The 12,060-nt window shown below is 38.3% G+C and carries 9 protein-coding genes; 5 read left to right on the forward strand and 4 right to left on the reverse strand.

The features are described from left to right. Positions 1-148: 148 nt before the first annotated feature. The 3 genes from iclR (at position 149) to JEP36_RS12695 (ending at position 3,870) form a co-directional block, all read left to right on the forward strand. Complete coding sequence (iclR, locus tag JEP36_RS12685) at positions 149-985, forward strand: glyoxylate bypass operon transcriptional repressor IclR (RefSeq protein WP_075673076.1); 837 nt, start codon at positions 149-151, stop codon at positions 983-985. A 309-nt stretch (positions 986-1,294) separates the two neighbouring features. Beyond that, positions 1,295-3,151: a phosphogluconate dehydratase gene (gene edd / locus JEP36_RS12690; protein WP_198620620.1), complete on the forward strand. Its 1,857-nt coding sequence runs from the start codon at positions 1,295-1,297 to the stop codon at positions 3,149-3,151. A gap of 77 nt (positions 3,152-3,228) precedes the next feature. Next, a complete protein-coding gene (locus tag JEP36_RS12695; protein WP_198620621.1) occupies positions 3,229-3,870 on the forward strand; it encodes a bifunctional 4-hydroxy-2-oxoglutarate aldolase/2-dehydro-3-deoxy-phosphogluconate aldolase in 642 nt (213 codons plus the stop codon). Positions 3,871-3,959: 89 nt separating this feature from the next. Here the strand turns inward: JEP36_RS12695 and aceK are convergent, their stop codons facing one another. From aceK to aceB, 3 genes are all read right to left on the reverse strand, one after another. After that, complete coding sequence (aceK, locus tag JEP36_RS12700) at positions 3,960-5,669, reverse strand: bifunctional isocitrate dehydrogenase kinase/phosphatase (RefSeq protein WP_409281908.1); 1,710 nt, start codon at positions 5,667-5,669, stop codon at positions 3,960-3,962. 87 nt (positions 5,670-5,756) lie between these two features. Continuing rightward, positions 5,757-7,064: an isocitrate lyase gene (gene aceA, locus JEP36_RS12705; protein WP_109373146.1), complete on the reverse strand. Its 1,308-nt coding sequence runs from the start codon at positions 7,062-7,064 to the stop codon at positions 5,757-5,759. A 69-nt stretch (positions 7,065-7,133) separates the two neighbouring features. Continuing rightward, entirely contained in the window at positions 7,134-8,726 is a 1,593-nt protein-coding gene (gene aceB / locus JEP36_RS12710; protein WP_198630300.1) for a malate synthase A, read from the reverse strand. 338 nt (positions 8,727-9,064) lie between these two features. On the opposite strand from aceB, the gene metA reads away from it, so the two are divergent. Beyond that, a complete protein-coding gene (gene metA, locus JEP36_RS12715) occupies positions 9,065-9,994 on the forward strand; it encodes a homoserine O-acetyltransferase MetA (RefSeq protein WP_198630306.1) in 930 nt (309 codons plus the stop codon). 55 nt (positions 9,995-10,049) lie between these two features. Here the strand turns inward: metA and JEP36_RS12720 are convergent, their stop codons facing one another. Continuing rightward, entirely contained in the window at positions 10,050-11,153 is a 1,104-nt protein-coding gene (locus JEP36_RS12720; protein WP_109373143.1) for a glycerol dehydrogenase, read from the reverse strand. Between the two features lie 322 nt (positions 11,154-11,475). On the opposite strand from JEP36_RS12720, the gene idi reads away from it, so the two are divergent. Beyond that, on the forward strand, positions 11,476-12,012 hold the full coding sequence (gene idi, locus JEP36_RS12725; RefSeq protein WP_198620624.1) for an isopentenyl-diphosphate Delta-isomerase: 537 nt from the start codon (positions 11,476-11,478) through the stop codon (positions 12,010-12,012). Positions 12,013-12,060: the final 48 nt, after the last annotated feature.

The following is a 12,060-nucleotide window of genomic DNA, read 5'->3' on the forward strand; positions in this document are numbered from 1 at the left end:
GAGAGATTTTCACTTAGCGATAAATCCCATTACAGTAATATTTCTTATCACACATTTTGTTTTGAAAAATGCGGTGATCGGAGGAGTTTTATTACACGAGATAGTTCATAATAGATATTAATATGGATAGCATTTCTGGAGTGTATGCATGACAGTTTCCCCTACAAATAAAAAAGTGCGTAAGACGAAAACAACTGCCACTCAAAGCACCGCACAAGGAGGCCCTGTTCAGTCATTAAGTCGTGGACTGACATTATTGGAATATATTTCCGAATCTCCAGGTGGTATCGCCCTAACTGATTTAGCCTTTCAAGCTGGGTTACCCAATTCCACAACACACCGCCTACTCACTACACTTCAACAGCATGGTTTTGTTCGCCAAGTTGGAGATTTAGGCTTATGGGTTGTAGGTACACACGCCTTTATTGTCGGCAGTAGTTTTCTGCAAACCCGTAACTTACTTGTTATGGTTCACCCCATCTTACGTCAATTAATGGAAGACTCAGGTGAAACGGTAAATTTGGCAATTCTTGACCAAATTGAATTTGATGCGGTGATTGTCGATCAAGTGCAATGTAATGCGTTAATGCGAATGTCTGCACCTATTGGCGGTAAATTACCCATGCACGCATCGGGTGCGGGTAAAGCGTTTCTTTCCACTTTACCAGAAAATAAATTACTGCCTTTGCTCCAGAAAAAAGGCCTAATGGCTTATACCCCTCATACACGAACACTTCCTTCATCCTTAAAAGAAAATTTAGAACAAGCCCGCAAACAAGGCTTCTCTTTCGATGATGAAGAGCATGCTTTAGGTTTACGCTGTATTGGTGCCTGTATTTATGATGAACACCACCAGCCTTTTGCCGCAATTTCGCTTTCAGGTCCTGTGTCTAGAATGACGGATTCTCGTATCACTGAATTGGGTGCGATGGTGATAAAAGCAGCAAAACAAATTAGCCGTGAATATGGTGGCGTAAAAAGTTAATTCGCCCTCTTTCACCTTCCTCATTGCAAAGTAATGAGGAAGGTATCTCCGCAATTAAACCGATTCAGCATTTTTAAAATGACCGCTTTTACACTTTATTTCCGTTAAATATTAAAAAACTGTTATTTCTCCCCTTAAAAAATTGATGCTGATCACAGATGTTGTTTAAGGTGCATTAAGAGTATTGCAACTCTTCTTGTTACCCGTAACAATGTTACCGGTAACAAATACTATAGCTAATACTTATATTCTCTTTTTATAGCCAATAGTAAAGCTCATCACCCTTGTGTGAATAAAGGAAGCATCATTATGAACCCTAAAGATCATGACCATTTTCAGAACGATTTTGCACCTCTAAATGAAACAGTAAAACAGGTTACAGAGCGTATTGTCGCTCGTTCACAATCGACTCGTCGTGCTTATCTGAAAAAAATTGAAGCCGCAAAAAGCCAAACAGTACATCGTGCTCAACTTGCTTGTGGTAATTTGGCTCATGGTTTCGCGGCTTGTCAGACCGATGATAAAAATCGCCTGAAAAATATGGTTCATAATGATATTGCCATTATCACTGCTTACAATGATATGTTGTCAGCTCATCAGCCGTATGAAGATTATCCTCAAAAAATTAAAAAAGCATTACATGCTGTTGGTGCCGTGGGACAAGTGGCAGGCGGTGTTCCTGCAATGTGCGATGGTGTCACTCAGGGTCAAGATGGCATGGAGTTATCACTCCTTAGTCGTGATGTGATTGCAATGTCAGCGGCAGTGGGTTTATCCCATAATATGTTTGATGGTGCGCTGTATTTAGGGATCTGCGATAAAATCGTTCCCGGATTAGCGATGGCTGCACTCTCTTTTGGTCATCTTCCTGCTATTTTTGTTCCTGCGGGCCCTATGACTAGCGGCTTACCCAATAAAGAAAAAGTCCGTATTCGCCAGCTTTATGCTGAAGGTAAAGTAGATCGTAATGCCTTGTTAGAAGCGGAAGCTGCTTCTTATCATAGTATTGGGACTTGTACCTTTTATGGCACAGCAAATTCCAACCAAATGGTGATGGAAATAATGGGGTTACATTTACCTGGCGCTTCTTTTGTGCATCCTAATACGCCATTGCGTGATGCATTGACTGACGCAGCCGCTAGCCAAATTGTGCGTCTCACAGAAAACGCTGGTAACTATCTCCCTATAGGTCAATTAGTTGATGAGAAAGTGATTGTAAATGGTATTATTGCCCTGTTAACAACAGGCGGTTCCACTAATCTCACTATGCACTTAGTCGCAATGGCTCGTGCAGCAGGTATTATTATTAATTGGGATGATTTCTCTGAACTTTCGCAAGTTGTGCCACTTATTGCTCGCATTTATCCTAATGGTCCTGCTGATATTAACCAATTCCAAGCGGCTGGAGGGGTTGCTCTCATCATTCGTGAATTACTGAAAAAAGGCTTAATTCATCGTGATGTAAACACTGTTGCTGGATTTGGTATTGAACGCTATACCTTAGAGCCTTGGTTAAATGACGGCAAACTTGATTGGCGTGAAGGTGCGATAAGCTCTTTAGATAAAGATGTGATTGCTGATATCAATACACCATTCTCATCACACGGTGGTACACAAGTAATGCAAGGTAACTTAGGTAGAGCTGTAATGAAAACCTCTGCGGTACCTGATGAGAATAAAATTATCGAAGCGCCTGCTGTTATTTTTAATAGCCAACATGATATTGCCGCTAAATTTGAAGCTGGTGAGTTAAATAAAGATTGTGTGGTCGTTGTGCGTTATCAAGGGCCACAAGCCAATGGGATGCCTGAATTACATAAACTAATGCCGCCGTTAGGGGTGTTAATGGATAAAGGATACAAAGTCGCATTAGTTACAGATGGTCGACTTTCAGGCGCATCAGGTAAAGTTCCCGCCGCAATTCATGTTACACCAGAAGCTGTAAATGGTGGTTTATTATCCAAAGTACGTGATGGTGATATCATTCGTGTTAATGGTAAAACAGGTGAGTTAACGTTGCTTGTCGATGAGCAAACATTAAATGCTCGCCAAGATGAAATCCCTGATTTAAGTGCCAATAATACAGGCTGTGGTCGTGAGTTATTCATTAATTTACGCCGTCATTTATCAGGTGCTGAACAAGGTGCTTGTTGCATTGATTTTTAATGTAGACAAGTTTTGAGGCTTAACGAGGAGCAAATTAAATTTATTTGCTCACCACTTTCTGATTAGGAAATACAATCATGGATCATTGGAATACAAGTGCAGAGTCTGTACTAAAATCAGGGCCTGTTGTTCCGGTTATTGTTATCAACCATATTGATGATGCAGTCCCTATTGCAAAAGCTTTAGTCGCTGGTGGTGTAAAAGTCTTAGAAGTGACATTACGTACAGAATGTGCAATTGAAGCTATCCGCCGTATTGCAAAAGAAGTTCCTGAAGCTATTGTAGGCGCGGGAACGGTAATTAATCCTCAACAATTAGCGCAAGTTACTGAAGCGGGTGCTCAATTTGCTATTAGCCCAGGATTAACAGAAGCATTACTCAAAGCGGCTGTTGCGGGAACTATTCCTTTAATTCCAGGGATTTCAACAGTTTCCGAATTAATGCTGGGAATGAGCTACGGTTTAAATGAATTTAAATTTTTCCCAGCGGAAGCTAATGGTGGTGTTAAGGCATTAAAAGCAATTGCAGGGCCATTCTCAACAATTCGCTTCTGCCCAACTGGCGGTATTTCACCAGAAAACTACCGTAACTACCTTGCACTTGAGAGTGTACTTTGTATTGGTGGTTCTTGGTTAGTGCCTAATGATGCAGTGAAAGCAGGTGATTTCCAACGCATTACTGAATTAGCTAAAGAAGCTGTTGCGGGTACTCAGCGTTAATTATCTCTGTACAAAAATAGGTTTTATCCAATAAAGGTAGGTATCCCCTTGTACCTATCTTTATTTTTATCTTTTCCTAGGGCAATTTATTAAGTAAATCGCTTAGTTTGGGAATAGGCATAAACATCTTCGATATACCCTTCTTTAATTTTTTGCTGTTGCTGTTGCCAATATTCTGGTGATAAAAGCTCACGATGTTGAGCTTCAAAATAGTGACAAACTCGCTTATCACTACATAGAAAATAGCGAAATTCTTCAGGAAATACATCATTGAGTGCAACGCTATACCAAGGCTCGCTCGCTAATTCATCTTCAGGGTAGCGAGCAGGAGGGATCGCCCGAAAATTCATATCTGTCATATAACTAATTTCATCATAGTCATAGAAAATCACACGATGATGCCGAGTTACACCAAAGTTTTTAAACAGCATATCACCGGGAAAAATATTCGCTGCAATAAGCTCTTTCAACGCTTGCCCGTAATCTTCAACAACAGCTTTAAGTTGATTGTCATCGCACTGTTCCATATAGATATTGAGCGGTATCATTCTCCGTTCCATATAAAGGTGACGGATCAGTATTTTATCACCTAGATCTTCTAGCTTATTTGGGATCTCTTGTTCAAAAACAGCCATTAATTCAGGGCTAATTCTTTTCTTATCGATCATAAAATTCTCAAACTCTTGGGTATCTGCCATTCGTCCGACACGATCGTGCTCTTTAACTAATTGATAGCACTCTTTTACACGCTCCGCAGTGATCGTTTTTTGTGGTGCAAACTTGTCTTTGATCACTTTAAAAACACGATCATAAGTGGGTAATGTAAATACCAACATCACCATACCTTTCACACCAGGAGCTTCAATAAATTGCTCCGATGAAAAATTCATAAAGGCGAGGTATTCACGATAGTATTCTGTTTTACCGTGTTTTTGACACCCTATTGACATATAAAGCTCAGCGATAGATTTGCTTGGTAATATATCTCTTAACCATGCAACTAATGCCGCAGGAAATGGGGCATAAACCATAAAATAAGAACGGGCAAAACCAAAGACAATACTCGCTTCATCTGCTGAGATAAGGCAGGTATCAATCAGTAATTGCTGCTCAACATTATGAATAGGCAATAAGAATGGAATATATTGATTATTAATCACTATTTTGCCAATCAACCAAGCTGCTTTATTACGATAAAAGAGTTCGTTTGCGATATGAAATACCGCACTCTGCAATTGTTCAGAAGAGAATTGAGCGATAAGTACACTACAAATAGAGTGAATGTCGCGTTGTTTATTTTGCCACGGTAGTCGCAAAGGTAAGCGTGATAAAATGTCTTGCAGTAATGTGGGTAAATCACTCTGAATAACAAACTGTTTTGATAACGGTCGAGGTGCTTGTGTAAAGCGATAAGCGGGTTGGGATGAAAAAACAAATAGGTTTTTTTTATTCAATTCACGATGGTAAAACAGACGACAATAAACAGAATTAAAAAAGCTCTCTGCGATCTCAAACCGAGGGTAATTGGGCAATAATTGCGTATAGTTTTCTTTCACCCTTTGTAGAAAAAGACTTTCTTTATCAATATCATGCCGAATACACTTAAGTTGCTCAACCACTAATCCAACATGATTATCGTATAAACGGATGCGCTCTTTCATCGCGATTTGAACACCATGCCAATCCGCTTGCTCAAAACGATATTGTGCCCCCGAGGTTATCTCAAGGAAGCGACCATATTGGGCATCAAAGCCTTGTAAAATTGTTTGAGCAATTAAATCTTCTGGCGTCATTAACAACCTCACGAAAAAGAGGAGCATCCTGCTCCTGAATTATCACCACAAAAATAGATAATGATATTTTTAAAACTTGTGGTTCGCTGAAACCTAAAACTGTTGTTCTTCTGTTGAGCCCGTTAGTGCCGTCACTGAAGACATACCACCTTGAATAATCGTGGTCACTTTATCGAAATACCCTGTTCCCACTTCTTGCTGATGCGAGGAGAAGGTGTAGCCTTGATTAAGTGCAGCAAACTCTTTTTCTTGCACCTTCTCAACGTAATGTTTCATACCTTCACCCTTGGCATAATCATGTGCCAGATCGAACATGTTAAACCACATGCTGTGAATACCCGCTAAAGTAATAAACTGGAATTTATATCCCATCGCGGAAAGCTCATCTTGGAAATGCGCGATCGTGCGATCATCAAGGTTCTTTTTCCAGTTAAAAGAAGGCGAGCAGTTATAAGCCAGCATTTTTCCCGGATATTTATCGTGAATAGCTTCTGCAAACTTAGCTGCCATTTTCAGATCAGGGAGTGATGTTTCACACCACACCAGATCAGCGTAAGGTGCATAAGCAAGTCCACGACTAATAGCTTGATCAATACCCGCATGGGTACAGAAGAAACCTTCAGGAGTACGTTTTCCTGTTAAGAATGGACTATCGTAAGGATCACAATCTGAAGTTAAGAGATCGGCAGCATCAGCATCTGTTCTGGCAACAAGTAATGTTGGCACATCAGACACATCAGCGGCCAAACGTGCAGCAACAAGCTTTTGTACAGCCTCTTGAGTCGGAACTAATACTTTTCCTCCCATATGACCGCATTTTTTCACTGCTGCTAATTGATCTTCAAAGTGAACACCTGCCGCTCCAGCTTCAATCATTGCTTTCATTAATTCAAAGGCATTTAATACTCCACCAAAACCTGCTTCCGCATCAGCCACAATAGGAAGGAAAAAATCAATATAATCTTTATGTTGAGGACCAATACCATTTGACCACTGAATTTGATCAGCTCGTCTAAACGTATTATTAATACGTTGAACAACATTAGGAACAGAATCAACTGGATATAGCGACTGATCAGGATACATGCTTGCTGCGGTGTTAGCATCAGCAGCCACTTGCCATCCTGAAAGGTAAACAGCTTCTAACCCTGCTTTTGCTTGTTGCAACGCTTGCCCACCAGTTAAAGCACCTAATGCGTTAACATAACCCTTTTTCGATTTTCCATTTAATGATGACCAAAGCCTTTGAGCGCCACGTCTTGCTAAGGTATGTTCTGGGTTAACCGAACCTCTTAATTTAATGACATCTTCAGCGCTATAAGGACGGGTAATGCCTTTCCAGCGAGGTTGTTCCCACTCTTTCTCTAATTGGGCGATTTGCTCTGATCTACTAATAGTCATAAAAACAGCTCCTATAAATACGGTAGTGATGATGTTTGCAGTTTATAAATACGCTTTGACGTATCTTTTTTAATTTAAAAGTTGGTAACCAGGTAAAGTCAGAAAATCGACTAATTCATCTTGGGTTGTAATCTTATCCATCAAAGAAGCCGCTTCTTTAAAACGCCCTTCTTTAAAACGAGTATCACCGACTTCTTGGTGTATCACTTCAAGCTCTTCTTTCAGCATTTTACGAAAGAGATCTTTAGTCACGACTTGCCCATCAGACAGTGTTTTTTGATGACGGATCCATTGCCAAATAGAGGTACGCGATATTTCCGCTGTTGCTGCATCTTCCATTAATCCATAGATAGGTACGCAACCATTACCAGAAATCCACGCTTCGATATATTGCACAGCAACACGGATATTCGCTCTCATGCCCTTTTCTGTACGTTCACCTGTACAAGGTGCTAATAACATTTCTGCCGTAATTTTTTCATTACGTTGAACATCAAGTTGGTTTTTTCGAGATCCTAAAATAGGATCAAAAGCAGCTAATACTGTTTCAGCAAGACCAGGGTGAGCAATCCAGGTACCATCATGGCCATTTGTTGCTTCAAACTCTTTATCGTCAAATACCTTTTTCAAAATAATGCCATTTTGCTCAGGATCTCTACTTGGGATAAATGCAGACATTCCTCCCATCGCAAACGCACCTCGTTTATGGCAAGTCTGGATCAGTAAACGTGAATAAGCACTTAAGAAAGGTTGAGTCATCGTGATCCCTTGTCTATCAGGTAATACACGATCAGGATAATTTTTTAATGTCTTGATATAGCTAAAAATATAATCCCAACGACCACAATTGAGTCCAACGATATGCTCTTTCATATGAAAAAGAATTTCTTCCATTTGAAAAACAGCGGGTAAGGTTTCAATTAATACTGTGGCTTTAATAGTTCCTGTTGCTAAACCAAAGCGCTTTTCAGTGAAATGAAAAACATCACTCCACCATTTAGCTTCTTGCCATGTTTGCAATTTAGGAATGTAAAAATAAGGGCCACTCCCTTTTTCTAATAAGGCTTTGTGGTTATGGTAAAAATACAAAGCAAAATCAAATAATCCCCCTGCAATAGGCTTCCCTTGCCATAGCACATGCTTCTCAGGAAGATGGAGTCCTCTTACTCTTGCAATCAATACCGCAGGTGACGCTTTAAGTTGATAACATTTACCTTGTTCATTGGTATAAGAAATAGTGCCTTTGACGGCATCACGCAAATTGATCTGGCCATCAATTACTTTGTCCCATGTAGGCGCTAAGGAGTCTTCAAAATCCGCCATAAAGACTTTCACATTAGCATTTAGTGCATTGATAACCATTTTGCGATCAACAGGCCCTGTTATTTCCACTCGACGGTCTTGAAGATCTTTAGGTATTGGATTAACTTTCCATTCTGATTTTATAATGGAATCTGATTCCGAAATAAAATTAGGAAGTTCACCATTATCAACTCTGTGTTTCCAGTTATCTCTTTCAACTAATAAAGCATGGCGTCTATCTGAGAAATGATTTACTAAATCAGTTAAAAAACACTTAACATCATGATTTAATATATCCTTTTCCTGTTTACCAAAAGATTGCGTAAAATTTAATTCTTCTGTTGTTAACGATTGTGACATTCTGCATTCCCCTAAAAGCTTTTACACACCTGATTAAGATTAATGCAGTTTTCACAAAAATCAAAAATGAATTCCATTTTTATTTAAATAATTTTTAACAATGTGATTACATCGGTGTTTTTTTATTGTACAAAAATCAGAATTTCAAAATAATTCGAGGGATCTGGAAGAGATCGATAATAGACGGAAAAAAGAATGTTAATGTTTGATGATTTTAGCTATATAGCTTTTTCTTATATGAATATTCTTCATACACCACATGAAGACCTCGACATTTAAAAGGTTATTAGATAAATTCAGGCTTCTAGATGTCTAGATGTATTTTAGAGGTTATTGAAATGCCAATTAGAGTGCCCGATGAGCTACCCGCAGTCCGTTGTTTACAAAAAGAGAATGTCTTTGTTATGACATCCAGTAGAGCGAGTATTCAAGATATTCGCCCATTAAAAGTGCTTATCCTTAATTTAATGCCCAAAAAAATAGAAACAGAAAATCAATTTCTGCGATTGCTTTCTAATAGCCCTCTTCAAATTGATATTCAATTATTGCGTATTGACTCTCGTGTTCCTAAAAATACCCCGATAGAGCATCTCGATACTTTCTATTGTGATTTTGACCAAATTAAAGAACAAAATTTCGATGGGCTTATTGTCACGGGTGCGCCATTAGGGCTAGTTGAATTTGAAGATGTGGCTTATTGGGATGAAATAAAAGAAGTCATTACGTGGGCTAAAGAGCATGTGACTTCTACACTCTTTATTTGTTGGGCTGCTCAAGCTGGATTGAATATCTTATACGACCTACCTAAATACACGCTAGAACAAAAAATTTCAGGCGTATATAGTCATAACACTTGCTCACCATTTTCACTGTTAACACGCGGATTTGATGAGACTTTCTTTGCTCCGCATTCTCGCTATGCTGGTTTTCCTATCGAGTTTATTCAAAACAATACTGATTTAGAGATCCTTGCAACATCAGAAGAAGCTGGCGCTTATTTATTTGCATCAAAAGATAAAAGAGTTGTTTTTGCAACTGGGCATCCAGAATACGATCCCAATACACTAGCAGATGAATATCATCGTGATGTTAAAGCGGGGCTAGATCCTAAATTACCCGAAAACTATTTTCCTAATAATGATCCGAGTAAAAAACCTATCGCTTCTTGGCGTAGTCATGGACATTTATTGTTTGCTAATTGGTTGAACTACTATGTTTATCAGATAACACCGTTCGATCTTACCCAAATGAATCCAACATTAGAGTAAAGAAAAACCCCAAAATCAATTTGGGGTTTTAAGATAATCATTACTAAACTAAGAATTATTTATAACGATGAGCCAATGCGTTAGCTGCGATCATTGCATTATAAACATCTTCTTCAGTCACTTTCATTGGCATATTACCCATCGTGTCGCCTTCAGCACAGGCGATTTTAGCAACAGTGCGCCATTCGCTTTCAATGAATTCTTTCATGCCCATATCTTCAAGTGTCAGTGGTAATTCTGCCGCTTTAATAATACGGATCACTTCATCAATTTCTTCTTGTGGTGCATTTTCTAACACTAATTGAGTTAATAAACCGAATACCACTTTTTCACCATGTTGAACTCGGTGTAAAGACTCAACAGCAGACATACCATTATTTACTGCGTGAGCAGCTGCTAAACCACCGGCTTCAGCACCAACACCACTTAGGTAGATTGTTGCTTCAATAGTTTGCTCTAATGCAGGAGTGGTAATTTTGTGGCGAATAGCATCCATTGCTTTATCAATGTTTTCACTTAACATTTCAAAGCAAAGTTGTGCTAAACCAAGGCCTGTACGTGATGGACGTTGATTGACTAAATTTAAGCCGTCTGCTTGATAGCAAGCTCGTGCTTCAAAGTAAGTTGCTAAGGCGTCGCCAACACCTGCTGAGAAAAAGCGTTGTGGGGCTGATGCAATAATAGCGGTATCAGCAATAACAACATCTGGGTTTTGTGGTAAGAATAAATATTTATCAAACTCACCATTTTCTTTGTATAAAACAGATAATGCAGTACAAGGTGCATCAGTTGAAGCGATAGTTGGGAATAAAATAACAGGAATGTGCTGATAATAAGCAACGGCTTTAGACACATCTAATGTCTTACCTCCTCCAATCCCAATAATAACGTTTGCTTTATTTTCAACCGCGATTTTACCAAGGCGATTAACTTCTGCCTCAGTACATTCGTAATTAAATTTTTCAACCAGTGAAACAATACCATTTTCTTTTAGAGAAGGAGCCGCTTCTTTAGTTACTTTTTCTAAAAAAAACTCATCACTAATAATAAATGCATTATCACCAAAATCTTTTACATATTTACCGACAGAAGACAGTAATTGGCTACCAATAAAGAATTTTTTTGGCGAGGTTACAGAGCGAGGTAATATAGATGACATAACTAAATTCCTTTATTTTAGATTTTGCTACAAACAGTAGCAGAATTAGTATTTCATCTTACCTCTCATCATAATATGAATCTAGTAAACTCTCTGATAGTCATTACCTAAATCATTTAAATTCATTATTTTTAATTTATATAAAACAAATAGTTATTTTTAGATAATTTTAAAAAAGCAGATTATCTACGTATTTATTACTATAATAAAGGCATCATCACTGTGATGCCATAAAAAGGACAACACAATAAATCGTTATTTGATATACAGTCATGTTATATTCACGCTATAACAATATATTATTTTATTAAGGTGATTTCTTGTGGAAGACGCTGTTATTCTCGTAGATAAAAATGATAATGAGCTAGGAACAATGCCAAAGCTTGAAGCTCATATTGTAGGCGCCTTACATCGAGCCTTTTCAATATTTATTTTTAATTCAAAACAACAATTACTTATTCAGCAACGTGCAATATCTAAATATCACTCTGGTGGTTTATGGGCAAATACATGTTGTAGTCATCCGCTTCCAAACGAATTACTTTCAGATGCTATTCATCGTCGTTTAGATGAAGAATTAGGTATGCAATGTGATATGCAGTCTATTGGAACTATTCTGTATAACGAAAAAGTGACAGATGATCTGATAGAGCATGAATTTGATCATCTATTTCTTGGGTTTAGTAACGAATTACCACATAGCAATCCAGATGAAGTGATGAATTATCGTTGGGTTTCTTTAGATACACTCTATCAAGACACTGAAAAAAACCCACAAAATTACAGTGTTTGGTTTCGTTATATATTAAATAGGATGGGGATTGAGCAATTTTCTCGTTGGAGCCAAGGCATTATTTAGCAATTATCTTATTAACAACCTAAATATAAAATCAATTGCTTATTTTTT

The sequence above is a fragment of the Proteus sp. PR00208 genome, assembly GCF_016238545.1.
Taxonomy (GTDB): Bacteria; Pseudomonadota; Gammaproteobacteria; order Enterobacterales; family Enterobacteriaceae; genus Proteus.

What these genes read in the sequence shown, in the direction of transcription:
- iclR (WP_075673076.1), top strand. Translation starts at nt 149, where the DNA reads ATGACAGTTTCCCCTACAAATAAAAAAGTGCGTAAGACGAAAACAACT.
- edd (WP_198620620.1), top strand. Translation starts at nt 1,295, where the DNA reads ATGAACCCTAAAGATCATGACCATTTTCAGAACGATTTTGCACCTCTA.
- JEP36_RS12695 (WP_198620621.1), top strand. Translation starts at nt 3,229, where the DNA reads ATGGATCATTGGAATACAAGTGCAGAGTCTGTACTAAAATCAGGGCCT.
- aceA (WP_109373146.1), bottom strand. Translation starts at nt 7,064, where the DNA reads ATGACTATTAGTAGATCAGAGCAAATCGCCCAATTAGAGAAAGAGTGG.
- aceB (WP_198630300.1), bottom strand. Translation starts at nt 8,726, where the DNA reads ATGTCACAATCGTTAACAACAGAAGAATTAAATTTTACGCAATCTTTT.
- metA (WP_198630306.1), top strand. Translation starts at nt 9,065, where the DNA reads ATGCCAATTAGAGTGCCCGATGAGCTACCCGCAGTCCGTTGTTTACAA.
- JEP36_RS12720 (WP_109373143.1), bottom strand. Translation starts at nt 11,153, where the DNA reads ATGTCATCTATATTACCTCGCTCTGTAACCTCGCCAAAAAAATTCTTT.